This is a genomic window from Roseivirga seohaensis (genome assembly GCF_001592945.1).
GTDB classification, from domain to species: Bacteria; Bacteroidota; Bacteroidia; order Cytophagales; family Cyclobacteriaceae; genus Roseivirga; species Roseivirga seohaensis.
Window position 1 is genome coordinate 1 of sequence record NZ_LRPB01000034.1, and the last position, 26022, is coordinate 26022.

19 protein-coding genes and 3 tRNA genes are annotated in these 26022 nt (G+C 39.9%); 14 read left to right on the top strand and 8 right to left on the bottom strand.

Going from position 1 to position 26022, the window contains the following annotated elements:
* Positions 1-166: 166 nt before the first annotated feature.
* Positions 167-2410 carry a Tex family protein gene (locus AWW67_RS10055; protein ID WP_062301565.1) on the bottom strand — a complete coding sequence of 748 codons (2244 nt, stop codon included), beginning with the start codon at positions 2408-2410 and terminating at the stop codon, positions 167-169.
* Between the two features lie 175 nt (positions 2411-2585).
* On the opposite strand from AWW67_RS10055, the gene AWW67_RS10060 reads away from it, so the two are divergent.
* Positions 2586-2822 (top strand): phage lytic cycle repressor MrpR family protein, encoded by a 237-nt coding sequence (locus AWW67_RS10060; RefSeq protein WP_062301566.1) that lies wholly within the window; start codon positions 2586-2588, stop codon positions 2820-2822.
* Positions 2823-3011: 189 nt separating this feature from the next.
* Here the strand turns inward: AWW67_RS10060 and AWW67_RS10065 are convergent, their stop codons facing one another.
* From AWW67_RS10065 to ltrA, 3 genes are all read right to left on the bottom strand, one after another.
* The gene (locus tag AWW67_RS10065) at positions 3012-4187 is read right to left on the bottom strand and encodes an MvaI/BcnI family restriction endonuclease (RefSeq protein ID WP_062301568.1); all 1176 of its coding nucleotides are present in this window, start codon (positions 4185-4187) and stop codon (positions 3012-3014) included.
* The gene (locus tag AWW67_RS10070) at positions 4184-6397 is read right to left on the bottom strand and encodes a DNA cytosine methyltransferase (protein ID WP_062301569.1); all 2214 of its coding nucleotides are present in this window, start codon (positions 6395-6397) and stop codon (positions 4184-4186) included. The genes AWW67_RS10065 and AWW67_RS10070 overlap by 4 nt, the downstream gene beginning before the upstream one ends.
* A gap of 171 nt (positions 6398-6568) precedes the next feature.
* On the bottom strand, positions 6569-7849 hold the full coding sequence (ltrA, locus tag AWW67_RS10075; RefSeq protein ID WP_062301571.1) for a group II intron reverse transcriptase/maturase: 1281 nt from the start codon (positions 7847-7849) through the stop codon (positions 6569-6571).
* Positions 7850-8470: 621 nt separating this feature from the next.
* Between ltrA and AWW67_RS10085 the strand changes: the two genes are divergently transcribed.
* The 3 genes from AWW67_RS10085 (at position 8471) to AWW67_RS10095 (ending at position 10626) form a co-directional block, all read left to right on the top strand.
* Positions 8471-9064: a hypothetical protein gene (locus tag AWW67_RS10085; protein WP_062301573.1), complete on the top strand. Its 594-nt coding sequence runs from the start codon at positions 8471-8473 to the stop codon at positions 9062-9064.
* A 323-nt stretch (positions 9065-9387) separates the two neighbouring features.
* A complete protein-coding gene (locus AWW67_RS10090) occupies positions 9388-10113 on the top strand; it encodes a peroxiredoxin (protein WP_062301575.1) in 726 nt (241 codons plus the stop codon).
* Between the two features lie 111 nt (positions 10114-10224).
* Positions 10225-10626, top strand: a complete 402-nt coding sequence (locus AWW67_RS10095) for a response regulator (RefSeq protein ID WP_062301576.1) — start codon at positions 10225-10227, stop codon at positions 10624-10626.
* A gap of 5 nt (positions 10627-10631) precedes the next feature.
* On the opposite strand, the gene AWW67_RS10100 is transcribed toward AWW67_RS10095, so the two are convergent.
* A complete protein-coding gene (locus AWW67_RS10100) occupies positions 10632-12206 on the bottom strand; it encodes an ArnT family glycosyltransferase (RefSeq protein ID WP_062301578.1) in 1575 nt (524 codons plus the stop codon).
* A gap of 131 nt (positions 12207-12337) precedes the next feature.
* Between AWW67_RS10100 and AWW67_RS10105 the strand changes: the two genes are divergently transcribed.
* Positions 12338-13528: an aspartate aminotransferase family protein gene (locus AWW67_RS10105; protein ID WP_053224080.1), complete on the top strand. Its 1191-nt coding sequence runs from the start codon at positions 12338-12340 to the stop codon at positions 13526-13528.
* A 41-nt stretch (positions 13529-13569) separates the two neighbouring features.
* Here the strand turns inward: AWW67_RS10105 and AWW67_RS10110 are convergent, their stop codons facing one another.
* Complete coding sequence (locus AWW67_RS10110) at positions 13570-14394, bottom strand: glucose 1-dehydrogenase (RefSeq protein WP_311316223.1); 825 nt, start codon at positions 14392-14394, stop codon at positions 13570-13572.
* A 66-nt stretch (positions 14395-14460) separates the two neighbouring features.
* Between AWW67_RS10110 and AWW67_RS10115 the strand changes: the two genes are divergently transcribed.
* The 8 genes from AWW67_RS10115 to AWW67_RS10145 all read left to right on the top strand — a co-directional run bounded on the left by AWW67_RS10115 (position 14461) and on the right by AWW67_RS10145 (position 21020).
* The gene (locus AWW67_RS10115; RefSeq protein ID WP_062301579.1) at positions 14461-15438 is read left to right on the top strand and encodes a zinc-dependent alcohol dehydrogenase family protein; all 978 of its coding nucleotides are present in this window, start codon (positions 14461-14463) and stop codon (positions 15436-15438) included.
* Positions 15439-16095: 657 nt separating this feature from the next.
* A tRNA-Asp gene (locus AWW67_RS10120) sits at positions 16096-16167 on the top strand.
* 167 nt (positions 16168-16334) lie between these two features.
* Positions 16335-16417 (top strand) — tRNA-Tyr (locus AWW67_RS19050).
* Between the two features lie 148 nt (positions 16418-16565).
* Positions 16566-16628 (top strand) — tRNA-OTHER (locus AWW67_RS19055).
* Positions 16629-17146: 518 nt separating this feature from the next.
* Positions 17147-18241 carry a slipin family protein gene (locus AWW67_RS10130; protein ID WP_062301583.1) on the top strand — a complete coding sequence of 365 codons (1095 nt, stop codon included), beginning with the start codon at positions 17147-17149 and terminating at the stop codon, positions 18239-18241.
* A gap of 151 nt (positions 18242-18392) precedes the next feature.
* Positions 18393-18917: a tetratricopeptide repeat protein gene (locus AWW67_RS10135; RefSeq protein WP_062301584.1), complete on the top strand. Its 525-nt coding sequence runs from the start codon at positions 18393-18395 to the stop codon at positions 18915-18917.
* Positions 18899-20320 (top strand): RtcB family protein, encoded by a 1422-nt coding sequence (locus AWW67_RS10140; protein ID WP_062301586.1) that lies wholly within the window; start codon positions 18899-18901, stop codon positions 20318-20320. Before AWW67_RS10135 ends, AWW67_RS10140 begins: the two co-directional genes overlap by 19 nt.
* A gap of 334 nt (positions 20321-20654) precedes the next feature.
* Positions 20655-21020: a response regulator gene (locus AWW67_RS10145; protein ID WP_062301587.1), complete on the top strand. Its 366-nt coding sequence runs from the start codon at positions 20655-20657 to the stop codon at positions 21018-21020.
* A 15-nt stretch (positions 21021-21035) separates the two neighbouring features.
* Here AWW67_RS10145 and AWW67_RS10150 read toward each other — a convergent pair whose 3' ends face one another.
* Positions 21036-21749, bottom strand: coding sequence for a queuosine precursor transporter (locus tag AWW67_RS10150; protein ID WP_053224088.1), 714 nt, complete (start codon positions 21747-21749; stop codon positions 21036-21038).
* A 352-nt stretch (positions 21750-22101) separates the two neighbouring features.
* Here AWW67_RS10150 and AWW67_RS10155 point away from each other — a divergent pair, with 352 nt between their 5' ends.
* Positions 22102-23739, top strand: coding sequence for an ABC-F family ATP-binding cassette domain-containing protein (locus AWW67_RS10155; protein WP_062301589.1), 1638 nt, complete (start codon positions 22102-22104; stop codon positions 23737-23739).
* Between the two features lie 250 nt (positions 23740-23989).
* Here the strand turns inward: AWW67_RS10155 and AWW67_RS10160 are convergent, their stop codons facing one another.
* Positions 23990-25981: a M1 family metallopeptidase gene (locus AWW67_RS10160; RefSeq protein WP_062301590.1), complete on the bottom strand. Its 1992-nt coding sequence runs from the start codon at positions 25979-25981 to the stop codon at positions 23990-23992.
* Between the last annotated feature and the right edge of the window lie 41 nt (positions 25982-26022).

Consider the following 26022-nt stretch of genomic DNA (forward strand, 5'->3'; position numbering starts at 1 on the left):
CTGAGTTTTTTCCAGCAATTTGAGTTCCTTAAATACCTTTTTTTTTCTTTATCCTTTACCAGTTTCCTGATTTCCGCTTTACTGTTCTCCTGTTTTCTATTTTCCTGATCAACTGTCATACTGACTTCTGTTTTCCTGATTTCCTGTTATACTGATCAACTGAACGCTACCCCCCAAATTTCCCCCTCAAAGCAGCCAACTTACTGGCCATATCGCCTTCTGATTCTTTTTGAACTTTGGCTTTTGGCTTAGCTCTTTCGCTTTTCTTTACCTGAGGTTTTGCTTCACCCTTCATTGAAAGTGAAATTCGCTTTCGACTGGCATCTACTTCCAGAACCGTAACCTCTACCCTTTGCTGAACACTGACAATGTCGGCAGGATTGCTCACAAATGTATCGGACAAATGGCTGATGTGGACCAAACCATCCTGATGCACTCCAATGTCTACAAAAGCACCAAAATTGGTTACGTTGGTCACAATGCCCGGCAGTTTCATACCTGCCCTTAAGTCTTCTATACTATTCACGCCCTCCATAAAACTGAAGGCTTCAAACTGTTCCCTAGGGTCACGACCGGGCTTGGCCAGTTCGCTTAGAATATCCTTTAAAGTGGGTAAACCAATTTGATCGGTGATGTACTTTTTCAGGTCGATTTGCTTTCTCAGTTCTTCTTTCTGAATAAGATCTGTAACCGAGCATTTCAAATCCTTCGCCATTTGGTTGACGATGGCATAAGATTCAGGGTGTACCGCACTCTCGTCCAATGGGTTGGCAGCCCCACGAATGCGCAAGAAACCAGCCGCTTGCTCAAAGGCTTTTTCACCCAAACGCGTTACATTTTTTATAGACGCCCTGTCCTTAAACGGACCATTAGTATTTCTATATTCTACAATATTTTTGGCCAGCTGTGGCCCCAAACCCGCCACATAAGTTAGCAATTGCTCAGAAGCCGTATTGACTTCCACACCAACGGCATTTACGCAACTCATCACCACATCGTCCAACGAATGCTTTAATGCACCTTGGTCTACATCGTGTTGGTACTGCCCCACTCCTATGGATTTCGGGTCAATTTTTACCAATTCCGCCAAAGGATCCATCAGCCTACGGCCAATAGATACCGCTCCACGCACGGTAATATCTTCATTCGGAAATTCATCTCTGGCGATTTGCGAAGCAGAATAAATAGAGGCGCCACTTTCATTCACCATCACCACGGTAATGGATTTTGGCAGCCCTAAGCTATTTACAAAAGTTTCTGATTCACGGCCCGCTGTTCCGTTGCCAATGGCAATGGCTTCAATATTAAATTTCTCGGCCAAATATTTAATGGTAGCGCCCGCTTTTGCGGTTTGCCTTTGTGGTTCGTGGGGGTAAATGGCTTCAAAATGAAGCAATTGCCCTTGTTTGTCTAAACACACCAATTTACAGCCTGTTCTAAAACCCGGGTCGATGGCCATTACATTTTTACTACCCAAAGGAGCGGCCATCAGCAGTTCTTTCATGTTTTTAGCAAATACCTCGATGGCTTCTTCATCTGCTTTCTTCTTAGAAATCATGCGCAGTTCGGTTTCCATACTCGGCTGAAGCAAACGTTTATAACCATCTCTAATGGCCAGTTTCACCTGTTCTGCACTTTGCGAATTTCCTTGGATAAAGTGTCGATCGAGCAGTTCAATTGCATCATCTTCTGGCGGAACGGTATCCAACATCAGAAACATTTCACTTTCACCCCTGCGCATGGCCAACACGCGGTGCGAAGGTGCCTTGGCTACACTTTCTTCCCAGTCGAAATAATCTCTGTATTTCTGCGCTTCTTCTTCCTTGCCTGGATACACACGGGCTTTGAAAACGGCTTTTTCTTGAAAGAACCTACGCATTTTGGCCCTTACCTCTTGGTCTTCATTGATCCATTCGGCCATAATATCACGCGCACCTTGTAAGGCTTGCTCAATATCTTCCACCTGCTTTTCAGCATCTACAAAGTCAGCGGCTTTGGTGTACGGGTCGGCATTGGTTTGTTCAAAAATAAGTTTGGCTAAAGGTTCTAGTCCTTTTTCGCGGGCAATGGTAGCCTTGGTTCTGCGCTTTGGTTTATAAGGCAGGTAAATATCTTCTAAGCGGGCCATGGTTTCGGCCTCGTTTACTTGTTTTTCAAGCTCGTTTGTAAGTTTTTCTTGCTCTTTTAGCGACTTTAAAACCGCCTCTTTTCTTTTGTCCAGTTCGCGCAATTGCAGCACTCGATCACGAATGGCAGCAATTTCAACTTCATCTAAACTGCCCGTCAGTTCCTTTCTGTAGCGGGAAATAAAAGGCACTGTACCTCCTTGGTCCAAAAGTTCTACAGTGGTGGCTACTTGCTTTGGGTTGATAGAAAGCTCTGTGGCGATTCGCTGAAAATGTGCTTGCATGTATTTGGGTTTTTAAAGGCGACAAAACTAAACAAAGATGAATTGCGAGAAAGGGTTTGAAGGGAAAAGATGCTCCTGAATTTTAAATGTAAAAATTAACCATTTAAGGCGAAAACCAAATCGCCCTAATTCAATAAAATTTTACTTTGAGAAAGTATTAGGCGGAAAAAGAAAGTTGTATTTCGTAGAGCGTCCGAGACAGGAGCAATCACTGCCTACGGTATGTAGCGTAGAAGAAATACAGTTAATCTTGTCAAACGTGAAAAACATAAAACACAAGGCCATTTTAAGTACCATTTATTCGGCTGGCTTAAGAATCAGTGAAGTTATTAATCTACCTATAAAGGCGATAGACTCAGATCGCATGCAAATTCATATAAAAAATGCTAAAGGCAATAAAGACAGATATTAAACTTCGGGGTACACACTTATAACACCCACTGGCTGGAAGAAAATTAAGTCTCCTTTGGATGAATTGGATTTTGAATGGTTAATTAAAAAGTGACGTATACACATAACATATCATTTATATACGTCATAAAAATGAATATATTCACGGCTATACGCCACATTTGTGACGCATACATAACGTTGGGGTGCATCAGATCAGCATATGTTTTTCACTTGGCGGAAATAACAAATCCAAGCTGTTTGGTTTAATCTTAAACAAAGGACCTTTCTCAACTACCTTATCTTTAGAATTTCTTTTAATTAGATGGTCTAATGTAATTACACCTTGCTCTAATAATATATCAAACTGAGAAACAATAGGCTTTTTTGTATGCTCAACTTCCTTGTATTGAAAATATTCTTTACCATCTTCAAATTTACTTTCAGCACTTACCCAAAACGTTTCTTTATGTTTTTCAAGCAGTCGACTGTGTAATTGTTCTAATTCCCAGACGACAAAATCTCCAACTTTTGGTTTGTCAGAATTCTCGATTAAATGATTGATATCTGAATTAACTTTAAGAGATAAACCTTGTGAGTTTCTATTAATTGCAGAAACAGTACAGTACAACTTAAAATCTTCTTCACGCCAATAACCAAATTCATCTAAAATTTCAGCTGAACTTTTAAATTGACTTAACTTCCAATCAGGAACTTGTGCAAATAATGTTTTTCTATTCCCTCTCTTCTCTCTAAAAGATTTTAACTCGATACCTTTATAATCAGGCTTCTTTGAAGAATTAATATCAATTCCAAGAGCTGTTTCTAATGTTCTTCCAACTGAAGTATCTGCATCGACCATTGATAACACAGGCTTCTGAGCTACTTTCCTCAACATAACTAACAACTCATTTGAAATAGAGAGTTCATCTCGTTGAATATCTTCCACCACATCCTTTAGTGGATTAACAACTGAACTATTTATCAAATCTTCTATCGGTAGTTGCGAAAGGTTCATGATATACAAAAGATCAGAATACCAAACCAATGCCAGTATATCATTCGCATTTGCATACTTACCTAATCCAGAAAACCATATCCTAGGATCACCTTTTTTTGTGTTCGGACGATATAGAGAAACTTTAGAAGAAATCAGTTTGAATTCACCGATAAAACTCCCCTCAATAATTACTTTATCTTGAGGTCCTTGATTTTGAACAGAATAGTCGTGAACGCTTTTTTCTTTTAAATAGTTACGAACAATCCCTGTAGCATCCATTATGGACTTTTTCAACCCTGTCTCTGTAGGTTCAATCAATGTCAATTCAACAGAATTTTTGGTTAAAACTTTTAACCTTAATTCCTCAATTGCTGTTAAGCTTCTCATTTAATATTCTTTAAAATTTCAGAAGCTACAGCCCTAGCCAATAATGGAGGAACTGCATTCCCTACAAGTGTAAATTGAGGCAATTCGGTTTTTCTATTGTTACCCCCTGTTGATCTTTTGCCTTGAAAAACGAAAGAATCATCAAAGGACTGAAGGCGAGCCATTTCACGAACAGTTAACGCTCTTGGAGAGTTATAGTGAACATAATCGTCTGGAATTGTCATAACAGTTGGACTCTGCTTATCTGGTTTCAAGACATTATAATTCCTTTTATTAGAAGATAGACCTTCCTTTTCAAGTTTTTCCTGAGCTTGTTTGTAATCACCTTCATTTAGAATAATCTCAAGTCGATTAACAACATCTTCACTTTGATTACTTGTCTTGTGATTATGTAAAGGATCAAATGATTTTTCGCCTCTTTCTAAAGACTCAAAATTTCTCACATAAAAAGGAGCACTTGCATTTTTATACCTGTCAATTAAACGCCCTGTTTTACTCCATTCCGCAAAAGTCATTTTTTTACCTGATTTCAATTTTCCATCAATTCCTCGTTGTTTAATTAAGGACATCATTTTGGATGTTGAGCCATTATATTTTGACTTTAAATCGACCTCTTGGTAATATCTTGCTTCCTCATTATTCCCTATAAAATCCAAATCATATAATGCTTCAAAAACAGACACTTTTTCTTCATCAGAAACTGTATGTGGTATCTGTGAAATAAAAGGTTGATCCTTTCTACAACCAATAAAAAGGACTCTTTCACGATTCTGAGGTACACCATAATTTGAAGCATTTGCGACAAATGGTGCTTCTATTTTATATAACTTGATAGAATCAATAATCTCAGAAAGAGCTACTTTTTGAGAATCGCTACATAATTCAGCTATTGCATTGATACATTCCTCAAAACTGTAATCATAAACTTTCAATGCTGTTAAAATCTCAGCACGTATCCCTTTATATTCTTGAGAAATACCAATAGATGAAAATGCGGACTCTATTTTATTAATAATACTTTGGTTGTCTAGCTCAGTCAAGAAATCTGTAAAAGCACCAACAAAAAAATCATTATCAATATTACAGAAGTCTTTCTCTTTGATAATATCTCTCTTAAGCTTCTCCCATTGTTTGTTTCTAATCAACATATTAAAGCCATGTCGAATAGTACTTACTTTTTCATCGGTCTTACTAGTTCTGTAATCAACCATTTTAGGTATGATTTGACGAAACTTGGCATCTACAGACTTAATATAGGATTCTTTAAGAGACTCTATTTGAACATCAGTTACCGATTCAAATTCAATTCTCTTCACGAAACAGTCAAGCAAGAATTGATTGATCGATGCTGATTTCTTAAGTGTTTTAAGGAATGAAGTCAGTTTAGGGATTTCTTGAATATCAACAATCGAATTAATCTCTTGAAGAATTACATCCTTAATCTTCCCTTGTTCTTTAGTCAGAATACCTTTCACATTCTCCATCACGAAATACTTCGGACGAAGTATTTTAATTACCTCTAAATAATGAGAAAACAAGTCATCCTTTTTATCAAACTTTTTACGCTTACCTGCCAAACTGAAACTTTGACAAGGAGGGCCTCCGCAAACAACATCAACAGTCTTTCCATTCACCTTAGTTAAAAGGTTGTCGATAAAATCAGGTTCCGTGATGTCTTGACATAAAAACTTTGCATCAAGTCCTAACTGTTCATTATATCGTACAACATGTGTTAACTCTGAATTTTCATTGATATCATTTGCTACTAGAAAATCGAAAAACTTATTATTCTCTTCTGCTTGCAAAAACCCCTCACTAAAGCCTCCCGCCCCAGCAAATAAGTCAATGAAAGTAATTGGCTTTCCGTATAAAGCCATTTGCTCCTTAACAACACTAACATTAGAATCTTGCTTATAGGCATTTACTTGTTCTAGCAACAATTCTTTTAACTCATTAGTAGTATACCTCTTTTTATAACTACCGTTAAGTAATTCTTCTGCTCTATCTTTTAAATAAGTCAAGTAATTGTTAATGGATTGAGCTTCTTTATTGTTACTTTTTACAGCTTGATTAGCTTTGTCAAAATCCGATTTGACAACCTTCTTCCCTGTTGATATTTTGACTTGAGTTCCATCACAATTGATTCTCAAATGAATTGGAGCTAATCCTTGTTTATCAACTTTATCTAAATAGAAATTAACTGTTGCCATACCTTAAATATTTACGGACTATTTTACGGACACGGACAAATCTACGGACAGTTTCTATTTAAAACAATGGAAAAAAGAAAAAACGCACCCCAATCGAGTAGACGGCCGTGAGCCATAAGCCCACGGTGCGCCTCTCACACCACCCAGCGTACGGTTCTCGTACTGGGCGGTTCATTGAATTTGAGGTTGCGTTTTTAAGTAGTAGTCTAGCATTGATTTATAACCTTTTCGTCTTAGTCTTGATAAGGTAATCGTAGTTCTCAAAATTGGACTTTGGGCTACAGCCCAGCCCCCCATTCTTGTTCTACTCCAAGCATAAGCTTGCCCTTGTTCTATCCCCAAACGGATTAGGTTCTTGCGTTTCCGCTCTAGCTTTTTCCAGTCGTGCCAGATGCAGTAACGAAGTCGATTTCGTATCCACTCATCGAGCGTTTTAAGTTTGGCTTGAATACTTGCCAAGCGGTAGTTGTTCACCCAGCCTTGCCACACTTGCTTGAGCCTCTCTAATCGTTCTTCGAAACTGTAGGGCAATGTTTTCTTGGTAATTGCTTTAAGCTTACGTTTCAGATTCTGCCAGCTCCCTTGTTTTACAACTAATTGATATTTGCCTTTCTCGCCCTTTTTGTAGGTTGGTGTAAATCCATGACCTAACAACTCAAAAGTATTTGGTCTACGGATGCCGCTTTTTGCTCGGTTGATGGGTAAGTCTAGTTTCTCTTTCAAGAACAAATACACTTCATTCCCCAACTTCTTTGCCTCGGCTTTTGATTTAGCATAAATACTAAAATCATCTGCATAGCGCACAAAACGCAATCCCTTCCTTTGGAGTTCTTTGTCCAGTACATCGAGCAATATGTTCGATAATAATGGGCTCAAAGGACTTCCTTGTGGCACGCCTTTTCTGCGTTGCTGCAACTTCCCTTTTACAAGGATTGGTGCTTGCAACCATTTGCGGATGAGCCATAGTGTAGTCGGACATTTTACCTTGTTGTAAATCAACTGTAGTAGCTTGTAGTGTTGCACTTCATCAAAGAAGCTCTTTAGGTCAATGTCTACAATATCCTGATACCCATCATTGATGTATTTCAAGCTTTGCTGGACTGCCTTATGGATGTTTCTCTGCGGACGAAATCCGTAGCTCTGCTCTTCAAATTCTAACTCGAATTTTGTAGCTAGCTGACGGCCTACCGCTTGTTGCAACCACCTGTCTACTACGGTGGGCACTCCCAAAAGTCGGGTTTTACCGTTCCCTTTGGGTATTTCTACTCCTTTGATAGCCTGTGGCACATACTTCCTGTTCAAAATTGAGTTGGCGAGTGATTGGACGTTCGCTTCTCTGAAAGAAGCTAACTCGTAAACACTCATCTTGTCAACCCCTGCGCTCCCTTTATTTCTTACTACTTGGTAGTATGATCTTGTCAGGTTGCGTGGATGTAGTACTTTTCCTATCATTACTCTTTCTCTGTCCGCTTAAGCAAAGGCTATCCGTAGATTCCTTTGCGAATTGAGACGCAATTCAATGTTCAGTCCTTCGCTAACTCGTGAGAACTCCGACTTTATCCATTTAGGTGTCGGCTCATGTCCTGTTAACTACTATGACCTCGGCTGACTTCTCAGTCTCCAACTCGTGAAGTCCGAGATCTCCCCAGGTAAGGACATATTCCTTCTTCCAATTCCTGCGACATCTACCAAATAGGGATTGTTGGCCAAGGGCTTCGCAAAGATGTGCTTGCTCACCCTCCCTAAATGGCCTCCGTATGCCGTTCCTGTTCGTCAGTACCGGAATTTGTAGTCTCGCTTCCTTCACTGCATGCCTCACGGAAAACCAGCTTGCGACTTACTAACAGGCTTCACCAACTTGCCTGCAAGGGACTCTCACCCTCTGGAATAATTTGGTATCTTCGATACCAGATGCCCATGCTGGGCACACACAATGGGTATAAAACATAGGGCAGACATAACTTGCCGCAAGTTTCGGTTTCTTAGCAAGCTCAGTTCTGTGCGGACAGATGAGTGCTTCGACATGCCCTACGTTTCATACCCGAGACGTTGTAGCCAATTAGAAAAAAACAAATGCTAGGAATACCAACATATGAACCCAACTTCTTCAATGATGCGGACTTGTTCTTGAAAACACAAAAAGACAAGTTTGAAAAATTGATTGGAAAGCCAATTGCTAGATTCTGGGTCATGTGGGATGAAAACGAAAATGAATGGTATCCCGATGGACCTGTGATTCTCGAAATTGACGGGGACAATTATGAATTTTGTGCTTATCAACTTGATGATTTCAGCTTCACCTTAAATAAAATCGACTTGACAGGAAAACTTGACTGGTATGGAATGGGGGACGAATTGCCTTTAAGCTGGAAGGAAAACGGAAAACAGGAATTACGTGAAAGCTTGAACCAACCGATTTCGGCCATAAACGTTTTGACCTACAACTTCAAAAGCAAAAATGTTGAGACAGGAGAACCCCATGAAACTGGGTTTATGATGCACGGAATTGAATTTGAATTGAAAAAAGAGAATGATGTTACTACTTACTTCTCGATATTCAACGGACTTGACCAGAATGCATTGTCCTCTGAAAGAGTTGAACAAGAAGACCAAATTGAAAGAATAAAAGTAACTGGCTACAATCGAGTAGACGGCCGTGAGCCATAAGCCCACGGTGCGCCTCTCTGTTCTTAGGTCTCGCTGAGACCCTTAATATTTAAAAGCAGAAATGTAATTAGCCCTTCAATCTAAGTAACCGCCACTACTGAAATATCTAATCAGCTTTGACTTATAGTCTTAGCGAGACTACACTAAGACTAGTTGAGGTTTCAAACAACTGGGATAAGAGAGCTATGCACGAGTACATCTCATTCTGCTAATCGTAAGTTGTGAGTAGATCAAATAAATTGCCTCGCTCCTATGTAACAATAGTCACAAAAAACACTGGCCTTCCTAAATACCTTTATTCCATAATCTTAAAGAAAAAAGTTATGGAACAGATTCAAGAACAAGAAATAATTAACATGCCAAGAATTGGCGATGCCGCACCAGAATTTAAGGCTATCACAACGCAAGGCGAAATCAATTTCCCTGCGGATTATGCAGGAAATTGGGTGATCTTATTCAGCCACCCAGCAGACTTTACCCCCGTATGTACTTCGGAGTTTATGACCTTCGCTACTATGGAAGATAAGTTTGCAGAAGCCAATTGTAAACTAGTGGGCTTATCTATTGATGGTTTATACAGCCATATTGCTTGGTTAAGAACCATCAAAGAAAAGATTGAATACAAGGGAATGAAGAACGTAGAAGTAAATTTCCCTTTGATAGAAGACATCACAATGAATGTTGCTAAGAAATATGGAATGATTCAACCCAATGAAGACTCGACAAAAGCAGTTAGGGCCGTATTCTTTATCGATCCAAAAGGAATCATTAGAACAATCATTTATTACCCGCTTAGCTTGGGAAGAAACTTTGAAGAGCTGTACAGGGTGATTATCGCTTTACAAACCGCAGATGAATTTGGAGTGGCAACACCAGCAGATTGGCAGCCTGGTGACGATGTAATTATTGGCCCTGCTGGTTCGTGCGGAACAGCAAAAGATAGAATGGAAGACAGCGAAATCGATTGTAAAGATTGGTTCTTCTGTACTAAAAAGCTCGATAAAGACCTTGTATTGGGTAAAGTACTAAACAAGAATAAAAAAGCATAGGCTGTGTTGTTTAGGCGACTTGTGGGCATTTAATCGCCCCAGTCGCCTTTATCTTTTCTGGTACTATTTTCATCGATTGATATTTACCATTCATCGAAACCTTCTAAAAACATGTCGATTAATATGGAGTTTTGGTACATGAATACTTCGCCTAAACACTCCGATTTCAAAGTTCTTATTGTTGACGACAACCCGTTGAACTTAAAGTTACTTTCTGTTTTTGCTAAAAAGTGGAATCTAGATTTCGACCTTTCTACCAATGGTAAAGAAGCACTTCTTTTGGCTAAAAAAACCAACTATGAACTAATTCTTATGGATGTTCAGTTGCCCGATATGTGTGGTGTTGAAGTGGTAGAAATGATTAAATCAACAGGCAGTCAGAGCCACGTAATTTACCTTACAGGTATGGACAACATGAAAGACACAGAAATGGATGTGCTTTTGAAGCCTTACGATCCTATGGTGCTGAAAGAAAAAATCAACATGCTGAAATTGAAAGAAATGGCAGCATAGATTTATCATTTGTCCATTCGAATCAAATAAATCGGTTCGTTGTGATAGTGAAACTCTTCAATTAGGGAATAACCTGTCTCAGGCAAATCATCAGTATACACAAAATAGTAGCCGTCTTTCAGTTCATCTGTTTGGTATAAAACGGCTTCTCGTTCTGCTTCCAAGTAATAAACAATCGTAAGCGACATTCGCACATCGCCCAATCGGTACAAAGGCTCTCCTTTAGTAATTTCAGCAATTCTTAATCCTAAGGCTTTGTCTTCGGCAGCTCCCGTGGTTTTTTGCCGGGTTACAGGCACGGTAAACGAATAACCGAGACGAAGTACCAACAGTACTCCTAAAATGATCATATAGGCCTCAATTCCCTTTTTAAGGTATAACCACCACAGCAGAACCACCAACAACTCCAAGCCAATAACAATGAATAGCAAGTGATCCACTACTTCGAGTTCCTTCACAAAAAGCATGGCCGGGAAAGTTAAAGTAGCCACCGACACCAAAAAAACAGTGATCACTTTAGCGTATTTTCGCAGCCATATGGCATCTGTTTTTTGAATGCCATACAACAAAATCGCTATTAATAGAGGGAATAAAGGGTATAAATACCTTGATTTTGCTTCGGCCGAAAACCAATACACCACAAAATTGGCTACAAACAATAACACCAAAAATACAATCAACCGATTTGACATCAGCATTCCTCTCACCTTCTTAATAAAAAGAACTGGAATGAATAAGGTAACCGGTAGAAGGTTGGCCATTGTGGTCAACGGAAAAAGAGCAATGTGTTTTAATAAAGCTGAAAAACCACCTCCAACTGCCTTATCTGCTGACTCTGAGAAAAGTGTGGTGTACCAACCACTTGGATCTTCATGAAGCGAGTAGGTATAGAAATAACCAGTCAAGACAGCAAAGAATACCAAGATTGATACGATATGCTGTATAGAAAACAGTACCTTAAACTTCTTCTCAAAAAGAAAAAAGACCAAAAGGGAAATGACCAAAAAAGGTAAGGAAGTAAGTCCTTTGGTCAAGAAACCTATTGCCGTAAGCAGGTAAGCAAATAAGAACAAAGGCCAATATTGTTCTAGTTTTCCAAAATGATATATCGAAACAAAAACTAAAAAAGTAACTAAAGCATAAAATAAATCTATCTCTCCTATCATGCTGAAATAGAAGAGTATATCTACACATGATATATAACTTATAGCGGAGTAAACCGCCAGTCGCCTTCCCAACCTAAACTTGAAGAATCTGTAAATCACTACTCCCGTAACCAAAGCTGACAGCACAGAAACAAGGCGAGTGGCAAACTCTGAATAACCACCAAAAATTTGATAAGAAAGAATGATCAGCCAATTATAAAATGGTGGTTTTCGGTAGTATAAATCGCCCGTTTGGGTAGGCACCCAAAGGTTATCTTGAAACATCATTTCCAAGGCAATCAAACCGCGCCTGGGTTCTTCTAAATAAAGCGGATAAATACCAAGGTTAACAAACAGGGCACAAAGCAACAACACCAGCATACCAGCCAGCACCCATCGCTCATTACGGTTAAAATCGCCCTCCTTAATTAACATCGCTCAAAATTAGTGCTTTCTGCGATAATCCGTTCAAACGGAAGTAGAATCAACTAATCAATTTACTTTCAGAGTACGCGGATACGTGGGTTCACTGTTTTAGTTTAAGCGATTCCTGCTTACTTTCGCACATGAATTCTGAGCGCATATTCCTTGATCACGTGGCACAAACTACGCCCTACCCACTTAAAATTGAAGTGGCACGAGCTGAAGGCACGAGTATTTTCGATACTAATGGAAAGGAATACCTCGATTTCATTTCTGGAATTGCCGTCTCTAATATTGGTCACCGTCACCCACATGTGGTAAAAGCCATCAAGGATCAACTGGACAAATACATGCACGTAATGGCTTATGGTGAGTTTATCCAAAGTGCACAAAACCGATTGGCCGAAAAGCTTGCCTCACTCCTTCCTGAACAGCTTAGCACCAGCTATTTTGTAAATTCTGGAGCCGAAGCCAATGAAGGCGCGTTGAAACTGGCCAAGCGAGTTACAGGCAGAACTCAGATTATTTCTTGTAAGAAATCGTATCATGGTGGCACACATGGCGCACTGAGCGTTTCGGGCAACGAAATGAAAAAATACGCTTTCAGGCCTCTATTGCCCGATGTGTACTTTATTGAATTCAATAATATTGAAAATTTAGCACAGATTACAGAAGATACGGCCTGTGTTATTATTGAACCCATTCAAGGTGATGCGGGAGTTCGCATTCCTTCCAAAGCTTATTTAAAAGCATTGCGCCAAAAATGCACAGAAACTGGTGCGCTTTTAATTTTTGACGAAATTCAAACGGGTTACGGACGTACGGGTTCGCTCTTTGCTTTTCAGCAGTTTGATGTGATTCCCGATATATTGACAATAGCCAAAGCCATGGGCGGAGGCATGCCGATGGGCGCTTTTATTTCTTCTAAGAAGAATATGGAGCAGCTCACCTTCAATCCAGTATTAGGCCATATCACTACTTTTGGCGGACATCCAGTAAACTGCGCAGCCGCAGTGGCCAACCTAGAAGTGATTGAAAATGAAAATCTGATTGAAGGAGTAGAAAAGAAAGGTCAGCTGATTGAGTCACTGATCGGTCACCCTGATATTATCGAAATCAGAAGAATTGGTTTGATGTTCGCAGTGGAATTTAAAAGCGCAGAACGCGTAGCCAGAATCGTAAATCAATGTTTGGAAGATGGATTGATCACTTTTTGGTTTCTCTCTTGCCCAGAAAGTTTCCGCTTAGCCCCACCCCTCACCATTTCAGAAGCAGATATCAAACGAGGTTGCGCGATTATCAAAAATGCAATTGAATTAACGAAGGAGGACTAAATACCCAATACCCAATACCCAATACCCAATACCCAAATCAACTAAACCGTATATCCCCCATCCGCAGAAATAACAGCGCCCGTAACAAATTTAGAAGCATCTGAAGCCAAAAACAGCGCTAATCCTGCGATATCTTCTGGTTGGGCGAGCATAGGCAAGGCTTGTTTCATCATCACCACTTTCATAATCTTTTCATTACTCGTGAGGGCTTCGCTGAACTTGGTATCAATAAGTCCCGGACAAATCGCATTCGCACGAATGTTATCACGCCCCCATTCTCTGGCCAAAACCTTGGTCAGTTGAATCAAAGCTGCTTTACTGACAGAGTACAGTCCCAAACCATGCCCAGGGGTAATTCCTTCGATACTAGAAATATTGATGACAGAACCGCCCCCGCGACTCTTCATACTTTCGTAAGCGTATTTGGCCAAATTGAGTGGCCCTTTTACATTCACGTCCATGATTTTATCAAAAGCGTCATCACCAGCTTCTTGCACAGGCCCAAATACTGGATTGGCAGCCGCATTGTTCACAATAATGTCGATACCGCCTAGGTTTTTGATGGTGCTATCCACCAAAGCCTTGATTTGTTCATCATCACCCATATGACAAGGAAAAGCCACAGCTTCCAAGCCTTTCGACTTAAATTCTTCAGCTACTTCGGCCACCGCTTCTAACTTTCTGCTCGACACCACAACCGTTGCACCTTGTTGTGCCAAAGCCATTGCAATGTATTTTCCAATGCCCTTACTAGCACCTGTGATGATGGCTACTTTTCCTTTTAATTCAAATTTCTCAGATATCTGCATGGGTTTTTCAGCTATTGTTATGCTTAGCCAAGATAAATAATTTAATTTGTTATGCATGACGAGTATTCACCTTTCGTCACTGCGAGGAACGAAGCAGTCTTTTCAAATAAATAGAACAAAATCATGAAAGCAGTCCAATTTACCTCCCTAGGCCTACCCACCGAAGTACTTAAAGTCGTTGAACTTCCAAAACCAGAACCTGCTGAAGGCGAGATTCGAGTAAAAGTTACCAAAGCCAATATCATTCCTGCCGACATAATGTTTATTCAAGGCAAGTATGGTATCAGGCCAGAATTACCTCAAATTGGCGGTTTTGAAGGTACCGGAACCGTAGATGCATGTGGTGCTGGCGTAGAAATGCCATTAGGTACAGGGGTCATTTTCACAGGCTCAGGTGTTTGGGCAGAATATGTTTGCATTCCAGCCAAAACTGCCATTCCAAAACCTCAGGCCATGAGCGATGATGTAGCTTGTCAGGCCTTTGTAAATCCGTTTACCGCCTACGGTATGTTAATGGAAGCCGATTTACAAGCAGGAGATTGGCTAATGTTAACAGCGGCCAACTCAGCTTTCAGCAAATTTGTCATCCAGTTGGCTTCACAACGCAGAATCAATGTAGTAGGCACAGTACGTAGCGATGAGCAAAAGCAAGCTTTACTCGATTTGGGTGCCAAAGCCATTATCAATGAAAAAACAGAAAACATCTATAACGCTGTAAAAACTGCAACTGACGGTGTAATGGTAAGAGCCGCTTTTGATGCTGTAGGTGGAGAGCTTGGCGACAAGGTGTTGAATGCGATGCAAGTCAATGGAAAAATGTTTGTTTATGGACTATTGAGCCTTCAACCTATTCCGTTGAATTCCGGACTCCTGATTTTCAAAAACCTGACCATCAAAGGGTTTTGGCTCAGCACATGGATGGCCAACCTGACCAGAGAACAGCGTTCTACTATTATTCCTGAAGTATTGACCATGCTCACCAAGCAAGAATTAAAAGCAGACGTTGAAGCTTATTATGGAATTGATGATATCGCCAAAGCCATTGAGCATATGGAAGCTCCAGGAAGAAGCGGAAAGGTGCTATTAGATATGACCAAGTAATAATGAGTTCAGCCGAAAAATTCAATGAATATTTCATAAACCCGTAAAACCGTTTATTCAATTTTATATACGAAAGCAGACATATTTCAAGTCAATTTTTATTTTTTATTCTAATTTCAAAATACTGATATACAGATATTTCAATAATTAATTTAAGCCATAAGGACTAATTACTTAAAAATTTTATTTGGATATCAGAAATCAATTTCAGTACATTTGCAGCACAGAAAAGAAAATGAAAAGCAATTACTCACATATCCTTATAGCACAGCCAATGGAAACATTGTTTAGTGATGATTGTGGTGTAATTAGGCTTGGGAATATACGTTGATTTCAACATAACGAAATATCGAAACCCGGGCCATTTGGTTCGGGTTTTTTGTTTTAAAAAAGATTTGAGTATGCAGAAGAAAATAGAACGATTAAACATGTGGATTTCACCTATGGATAACCTGAGTCATTATGATTCTGGAGCCGGTGAAATACGTCTTTTGCAAAAAGATCGGGGAATTATGACTTGACAATACCGTACTCACGGCATTGTAAAGCCCGATCTGCATAAGGTCGGGCTTTTTTTATGGCCTTTCCTAGAGGAGGGGTTGTGAGTCAAGTTTGTCAGCGACAGACTAAGTTTCAGCCAAATTGGATTAAACATACGGTACCGTAGTTCAGGGGTAGAATAGATCACTGTCTATGATCAGGTCGAGGGTTCGAACCCCTCCGGTACCGCGCTAAAGGAGAGGCAGAACGAGTGTCTCCTAAACAAAGAGAAGGGTTAAAGCCCCTAAGCAACTCTTCGTTCGGGTTGTGATGTGTGAAAAAGCTCTTTTGAAATTAGCAGGTTATCCTGAAAAAGAACTGGTTGATCGCCAGAACGATGAATGGATAACCTACATGGAAATGCGATAAAGCTGGAGAGTTATGTCGGTCTGTAAAACCGATGCGTAAGGCTGAGTAGGTTCGAATCCTACCATTTCCACGGGATGACCATCGGGTATAAGACCTGATGTGGGTTTCAGTAGAGCCCTCATAGTACCGAGCCAGTAGGCCACGGTATGCTGCTTATTATTTGGTGAAATCCCACCATAACGTGTAGGACGAGGGTTCGAATCCCTCTCTCGATACATTCGAGATAACTCAGTGGTTAGAGTGACACATCAATCATGTGGGTTCGAATCCCACTCCCTGAATAAGGGATGGCGGAGTGGTTAAACGCGATAGATTTTGTTTCTATTGATTTCAGAAGTACCGACTTCTTAAAAAACGGTGACACCTGAAAGGGGTGTCGGGCAGACCCCATAGTAATCCTGAGGGAGAACTATGGAGCATTTTGAAAAAGACCAGAGCAACAGGATACCGCCTGATGCAGCTGATGACTTTCTGAAAAAGAGATGATTGAAAAGAGAATAATTTCTCCACTCATGATTCAAACTTTCAAAAACTCATTGTGAATTCAGACTCAATGAAGCTCCCGTTTTCGACAAAAGGTTTGCCCTCTCCCCTTTCTATTTTGAATGACATTATTTGGCCAATAGTGATAGATAACGTTAAACCGAGGTTTGACAAAAGGATTGAATGTTTTTGGAAGTCATCCTGAACTTGTTTCAGGATCTTTCTCAGTTGATTTTGACGGACGGATTCTGAAATAAATTCAGAATAACCGGTTATCATTCAGGCCTTTAAAGAAAGCCTCACAAACAATTGAAAAATGAAAAGGATACGAATCAACACAGGAAAAGTGGGTTTGGTTTTCAGAAAAGGCGATTACAGAACTGTAATCACCGCAGGTACCTACTGGGTATCCGTTTTCGATCAAGTAATCGAATATGACTTGGCCAAACCTTTCATTGCACCAAAAGAATTGAATATTCTTTTGAAAGATAACAAGTTGGCAGCATTGCTAGAGGTTGTCGATGTGAAGGATAATGAGGTTGCAATGCAGTATGAAGATGGAAATTTCAAAACTGTATTGTCTCCAGGAAAGTATGCTTTCTGGAAAGGGCTTATCGATTACAAGTTTGTGAAAGCTGACTTAAGTAAAATTGAAATTACTGAGCCAGTTGACCTTACGGTAATGAAGAGAAAGGAATTGGTGCCTTACATCAGGGTCTGTAAAGTGGAGACTTACGAAAAAGCCATCCTATTCGTAAACGGTGAGTTCTACAAGCAATTAAATGCAGGCGAATTCTACTTCTGGAAAAACGAAGTGGCTTTAAGCTTGCTAAAAGCCGACATGAGACAATTGCAAATGGAGGTATCTGGTCAAGAAATTTTGACCAAAGACAAAGCCCCATTAAGGATCAACTTTTACAGCCAATACAAGGTGGTTGATATTGTTAAAACCTTGGTGGAGAATAAGGATGCCGAAAAGCAATTGTATGTATTAATGCAACTGGCCTTAAGAGAGTTCATTGGCATGTTTACTTTAGATGAATTGCTTGAGCAGAAAACTGCTATTGCTGATTACGTAAAAAGTACCCTTAAAGACAAGGCGAAAGACTTGGGGATTGAGATCAAGGACTGTGGTGTCAAGGACATCATTTTGCCTGGTGAAATCAAAGACATCATGAACCAAGTATTGGTAGCTCAAAAGCAAGCACAAGCCAACGTAATCACCAGAAGGGAAGAAACAGCTTCTACAAGAAGCTTGTTGAACACCGCTAAATTGATGGAAGACAACGAAATGTTGTTCAAGTTAAAAGAGATGGAATATGTTGAAAAGATCGCGGATAAGATCAACAACATCTCACTATCTGGTGGTAACCAAGTAGTAGACCAATTGAAAGAGATTTTCTCTAGGTAGTTGTCCCCCGCTGCGCGTATGCCGAAGATAGAGCGCAAGCATGGCGGGGGTGGTTAGGGGGCGGATTGTAATAGATTCGCAATTAGAATTTGATTATGAATAAACTAAAAACCTGAGGGCAGGTATCCCCTGCCCTCTGAATTTAAATACAATGGACATTTACGAAGAATACATCGAAAATGTGATTCAGTTGGCAGAAGATGCCATGTATGATGGGCGCTATGAGGAAGCCAAAAGACTGTTTGAAAACGGGCTGATGGAAGAACCAGGTTACCCAAAATTACACGCTAAATTAGGTGACATGTATCATTATCACCATATTAATCTGGCATTGGCCGAAAGGCATTATCAATTGGCCTTACGTTTTAAACCAGATTATAAGGAGGTATATGAAGAACTCACTACACTCTATCTGGATCATAAAAAGTACGAAGGGATTAAAGCATTAATGAAGAAAGCCATTAAGGTTGATTGCATTGACAAAACCTTTGTTCACGAAAAACTCGGAATGGTTGAAGAGGCACTTGGTAACTATAAAGAAGCCATTCAACACTACCGAAAAGGCCTTTTTGCTTCATTCGACAATGACAATGTGGATGAACTAAAAAAGCATATTAAGAGGAATAAGTACAAGAGAATTAAAAACCGTTGGAAATTATGGCAACGAGAAAATTAACTGGAAAAGACTTAAGAAAGCTCGGATTTCCTGAAGGCAGAGCCATTGGCGAAGCCATGAAGGTATTGGAAGAGCATTTCAAAGGAAAATCCATTCTGCATAAGAAAGCCGCATTGAAGAAAGTGGTTGAAAACCCAGGCCTTTACTTAAAGCACGAAGTATTAGGCCCAGTGGCGATGGCTTTGATCATTAAAACAGAGCATAATGAAACTTTGGCTTTGAGGGAAAAGCGGATACCATATAGTATATATGGAGCGGAAGGTATTGAGCAAGGCGCAATCAACCAAATGGAGATTGCAATGAAACTGCCAGTATCCAAGCATGGAGCACTAATGCCCGATGCGCACCAAGGCTATGGTTTACCAATTGGAGGCGTATTGGCCACAAACAATGCGGTAATTCCTTATGCTGTCGGTGTTGATATAGGTTGTAGAATGTGTATGACTATTTATGACATTCCACCTGCTTTTGCCCATCAAAGTACTGAAACTTTGAAGGACTTGCTCTTGGAAAACACCAAATTTGGTCAGGCGGTTTTCAAAAGACCGAAGGATCATGCAGTGCTTGAAAGTTCTCTTTTCAATGAAATCAATATTTTGAAATCATTGAAAGACAAAGCTTGGATGCAAATTGGTTCTTCTGGTGGTGGTAATCACTTTGTGGAATTTGGTATTGCTGAAATTCTGAATGGTGACAATGAATTCAACCTGCCAATTGGCAAATACCTGTCGGTACTTTCTCACTCGGGATCGAGGGGACTTGGTGCGAATATCGCGAGACATTACACCAAGCTGGCCATGGATATGACCAAATTACCGGGAGAAGCCAAACATTTGGCTTGGTTGGATTTAGACACTGAAGCAGGACAAGAATACTGGTTGGCCATGAATTTAGCAGGCGATTATGCTTCGGCTTGTCACCATCAAATTCACGAAAGATTGGCTGCTGCCTTGGGAGAAAAGCCTCTAGCATTGATTGAGAACCACCACAACTTTGCTTGGAAAGAGCAAGATTTAGATGGAAATGAAGTCATTGTGCATAGAAAGGGAGCCACTCCAGCGGGTGAAGGAGTTTTAGGAATTATCCCGGGTTCAATGACTTCTCCTGGTTTTATTGTAAAAGGCAAAGGGAATCTAGAATCCATCAATTCAGCTTCGCATGGAGCTGGAAGGGTACTTTCTAGAACCAGAGCCAAGCAAACGCTTTCTAAAAAGGAAGTCAAAAAGCACATTAAAAAAGCTGGAGTAACGCTGATCGGCTCAGGTTTAGATGAAGCCCCTCAAGTATATAAGAATATTCACGAGGTAATGGCGCACCAAACCGAGTTAGTTGAAGTTTTGGGCACCTTCACACCCAAAGTGGTAAGAATGTGTGGAGATGAGAGGTTTGGAGAGGTGGATTAGTCCCACCTCTTCTTTTTTGTTTAAAGCCTTTTGTGCTGAGTATGTGTTATATACTTACTTCATTCAGTAGTTATCAACCAACTATTCGTGCCAGAAACAGAAAAAAATTAAAGTTGAAACCATTTTCTTATAACAGGCAAAGACGGTAGCTGCCCGTAAATCTTTAAACTTTACCTTCTTGATTTATCAAGGATTGATTGTATCTTTCCAACCATCAACTAACACAGGCCTGAGTATAATCATATACGTGAGTATATCTGAGATTAGAATTCAGGGATCTTTCTCCGCGTTTAACTTTCATCTTGTTACTTTAAAATATCATATATTTAAATTTATGAAAAGCGTTTTGATCATTGATGACCATGAAGACATGCGTAAAACAACAGCCGACTTTGTGAGTATGTTGGTCGATGGTGAAGTCGAAATTGACGAAGCCCAAGATGGAGACCATGCGCTGTTATTAATAGAAAAGAAAAAGTATGATTTGATTATATCCGATCAAAACATGCCAAAATTATCAGGTACTGAATTGGCTTCAATACTTAGCAAATCTGGCAAATTTAAAACCGATAAATTTCTAATAATTACTGGTGCCGATGCTAAGGATATAAGCTTGAACCCAGACTTGAAAGTTGAAGTGTTTGACAAAGCTCACCTTATTGAAAAAGTGATTCCTAGAATTAATGAATTATTGACTTAGTACGTTTAAGCGCATTTAATCGACTTTTTTAACCTCTAACAGCCTATACTTTTCACCATAATCAAATACATCAACCCCTTCGTTTCGCTTTAACCATTTGGTAGCATAATTTGTGAGTGGCAAGGCAATAATTTCATACACCATTTTTGTCAATATTCCCGAACCAATCATAATAAGAAGTTGATTAAAAGAATAAACTCCATAAAATGCAACTATAGTAAATACTATAGAATTAAGCCCCTGACCTACAAGTGAAGAACTAAGCGCTCTTAGCCAAAATCTCTTTCCTCGATCCCATATTTTCATTTTCGACATTACCATTGCATTAAGGTATTCACCAATAAAATAGGCTATCATTCCTCCGGCCACAACCCTAGGTACAAAGCCTACAATTGCTGAAAATTCACTCTGAAGCTCCCAGTATTCAGGGTAAGGCAGTGCATCACCGATTAAAAACATAACACTCATCAGTAATTGACAAAAAAGACCTGTCCATATCACTCTGCGTGTAATCTTAAACCCATAAACTTCTGCCAGTATATCGCCAGATATAAATGCAATTGGGAAAGTAATGATACCGGCTGGTGCATCTAAAAAGCCGAGCGTAATTACTTTCATCGATAATATGCTGGATATTAAAAGTGTGGTAACAAAAAACATACTTACAATATGTAAGTACTTAAAGCCTTCAATGGGCTTCATTTCAGTATTTTTTACGTCTAAGCTCATTCGTACACCTTTTTAAAAAAAGATGAAGCTTGAAAAATAATGGTGTTAACTATATTCATATTTACACGCGGTTAATGTGTACGTAACTCGATGGAGCAATGAATAGTTATTAGTCGTTCTGATTAAGAGGAATACAAAAGTACAATTTGTAGACGATTAAAAATACCAAAAACCGATATTCTTGTTTAGGTTCACTGTATTACTGATTTAATAAAAACAGTAACCACTAAAACTCTAACATAATGATCACCTACAATAACCGTATCAAATAGATTTCACCTATTAGATATCTTTTCTTCAAATAGCACTTACCTACTTCAAATCTATATCTTTGCGGCCAAATTAATCCCTTATGATTTCAGTAGATGCCGTTGGTGTTGAGTTTAGTAGCACCACCCTATTTAGCAATGTTACTTTTAATGTGAACGACAATGACCGTATTGCCCTCATGGGGAAGAACGGGGCAGGAAAATCCACTTTGTTAAAAATTATTGCTGGAGAAAGTAAACCTACCCAAGGCAAAATTTCGGCTCCTAAAGATGCTGTTGTGGCCTACTTACCGCAACATTTACTGACTAAAGACGAGTGTACTGTTTTTGAAGAAGCTTCTAAAGCCTTCTCAAAAATCATCAACATGAAAAAGCAGATGGATGATTTGACTCATCAGCTAGAAACACGTACCGATTACGAATCTGATGCTTATAGTAAAATCATAGAGCAAGTTTCTGAACTCAGCGAAAAATACTATAGCATTGAAGAAATCAATTTTGATGCTGAGGTAGAAAAAACCTTAATGGGATTGGGTTTTGTTCGTTCCGATTTAAACCGCTCTACCAGCGAGTTCAGTGGTGGATGGAGAATGCGTATTGAATTGGCTAAAATCCTTTTGCAGAAACCTGATCTTATTCTTCTCGATGAGCCTACAAACCACTTGGATATTGAATCGGTACAATGGCTAGAGGATTTCTTAAAAACCAGTGCTAAGGCGGTAATCGTAATCAGCCACGACAAGGCCTTTGTCGATAATCTCACTAACAGAACCATAGAAATTACGAGAGGCCGTATTTACGATTACAAAACCAATTATTCACATTATTTAGAGTTACGCAAAGAAAGGCGCGAACAGCAGCAAAAGCAATTTGACGATCAAGCCAAACAAATTGCAGAAATTCAGCAGTTTATAGATCGTTTTAAGGGCACTTATTCTAAAACTTTACAAGTTCAATCTAGGGTAAAAATGCTTGAGAAAATGGAAATTGTGGAAGTAGATGAAGTAGATTCTTCTGCTTTAAATTTGAAGTTCCCTCCTGCCCCCCGCTCTGGTAATTACCCAGTAATTGCAGATGGCTTAACTAAAAAATATGGTGAGCATACGGTTTTCAAAGATGTATCACTCACCATCGCACGTGGCGAAAAAGTAGCGTTTATTGGTAAAAATGGTGAAGGAAAATCCACTTTTGTAAAAGCCATGATGGGCGAAATTGATTTTGATGGCAGCTTACAGATTGGGCACAATTCTATGATTGGCTATTTTGCGCAAAATCAGGCTTCGCTCTTAGACGAAAACCTCACCGTTTTTCAAACCATAGATGAAATTGCGCATGGCGATGTGCGTACAAAAATCAAAGACCTTCTTGGCGCTTTTATGTTCTCTGGCGATGCCATTGAAAAGAAAGTGAAAGTACTTTCAGGTGGTGAACGTACCCGTTTGGCAATGATCAAATTACTGCTTCAACCGGTAAATGTTTTGATTCTGGATGAGCCTACCAATCACTTGGACATTCGCACCAAAGACATTTTAAAAGATGCGCTTAAAGCATTCGAAGGTACATTAATTCTAGTTTCTCACGACCGTGATTTCTTAGACGGTTTAGCTACCAAAGTATTCGAGTTCGGAAATCAACGCATTAAAGAACACTTCGAAGATGTTACAGGCTTCTTAAGAAATAAGAAACTTGAGAATTTAAGAGAAGTGGAACGTAAGAGTTAGTGGCTGGTGCTCAGTGTTTAGTTACGTCACTGCGAGACGCAGGCCATGCGATAGTAATGGGCTAGAACGAAGCAGTCTTACTTTCGATTTTCAGCAAAAAACTGGTTATCGTATAGAGAACAGATTACCGCGTCATAGTCTTTCGCTATCGCGAAGCCTATTTCTCGCAATGACAACAAAAAAAGGCTTACTAAATCAATTAGCAAGCCTTTTTACAATCTACTGTGCACGGAACACTAAATATTACCTCCTATTTATTCTCCCAAACGTTATCCGCAGCATTGTTGTCTGGGAATCTGCCGTCAGGGTCAAGCGTGATCTTCTTAATCTTTCTTCCACCAAATTTCAATTCAGCATTGAAAGTACGATCGCCATTAAACCAAACGCTGGCTGGCCAAGTAACAACGGCTGTATTGGCGTCAATCATTTTTGCATTGCTCATTGACTTGATGCCCGGACCACTCGTTTCAAATTCAACCTTAAGGACCACTGGTGAAGGCATTTGACCTGCTTGATGTACCGTAACATTGGTAGTTGATCCTGTACTCACTTTCTGTATTGAACCATCCACCGACTCGGTAGTCCATAACCAATAGTACCAAAACCACTCAAGATTTTGTCCTAATTCATTATTCATAAAGAACACATAATCCCAAGGCGAAGGGTGTTTAAAAGCCCAAGTTTTGGTGTATTTCTTCATGGCGTTGATTACAGCTTCATCTCCCACTATTCCTCCTAACATTGATAGCATTAAAGGCGCTTTACTGTAAGTTTGGAAGCTATATCCGTCTCCAGCGTAGTTTGACAACCACATCATTGTCGCTTCATCATCATCTCCACTTCTACGACCGTAGCTCGCTCCTCTTCCATTCAAATTAGCAGGTTGGCCTCTACTATCGGCAGCAGAAAGAATGTTCATGTAGGTATTAAAGCCCTCGTCCATCCAGCCATAACGGGTTTCGTTGGTACCCACCATCATTGGCCACCATTGGTGCGCCACTTCATGATCGGCAGCTCCTTGGTTAGAGTTTACCACCATCGGGTATTCCATTCCAGCACTTGGCCCATCTTGCATGGTCATTTGGGGGAAAGGATAAGGCGCCCAAAGATCAGAATAGAATTCCAAAGCATGTCTTGTAATCTCTCCGGCTCTTTCGAAAAGTCTTGCTCTTTCTGGCAAGTATACCATGTGAATTGGAATTGGTCCTTTTTCAGGAATAGTAGCTCTTGTGGCCGTCCACATAAAGTCTGGTGAAGCAGCCCAAGCAAAATCATTCACTTTATCGGCTACAAAACGCCAAACCAGGCTTTCTCCTTCTGCAGTAGCTTTTCCAGCACCTCTTTCATCTTCGCCTACAATTACAATTTCATCATCAGAATCAAGCACTTTGGTTAAACGCTCTCGTGTTTGGGCTGAAAGCACTTCTTCAGGGTTTTGCAAAACTCCTGTTCCGCTTACGATCCAACCTGCAGGTACGTCAATACTTACATCAAAACGACCGAAGTTATTGAAGAACTCAGTTGGGCCTAAATAAACATTCGTTTCCCAACCACGCATATCGTCAAATTTAGCCAAACGCGGAAACCACTGTGTAGGCTGAAAAACATTGCTTCCCCAACGCTGGGTCATTCTATGTCCTCTACCGTTTTCGCCACCTGGCAATTTTGTATTCCAATCAATTTCTAACGTACCAGTGCTTTTTGCTGGAATTGGCTCAGCCAGAAAAATGGTAGCAACGGTTTGTTGCAGACCCATTACCTGAAATTTCGGCTCCCCACCTCTTCTTCTAAAGCTAGTACGAGCGCCTAAATCTACTTGGTCGCCATTCACCACTATACGTGTAACGACCATTCCCTCAGTAGTTTCTGCCGGAACAGAAGAACCTCTAGGTACATCGGCACGGAAAATATTATGATCCAACCTCAACACAATTCTGTCCATCGGCTGATTGCTATTATTATGAATCTTAATCACTTCGCTACCCCAAATGGTCTGAGTTTGCGGGTTTAAAGTGGCTTTAATGGTATAGTCAGTTTCTAATTGCCAATAATTTGGCCCGGGTTTCCCTGAGAAATCTCTCGTTTTAGCCTCGAAAGCATTCATAATAGGGTTGGGAAGCGGTACATCCATTCGGATAGCACGCTTTGAAGTTTCCACCGACTTCCTGAGTGGTAGCGGATTCTGCGCCATCACTACTGTAGTAGTGATCAGCATAAGAAAGGTAAACAGGCGTTTGATCATTGTTTGAGTTTTTATAAAAAATGAGATAATAAATTACTTAA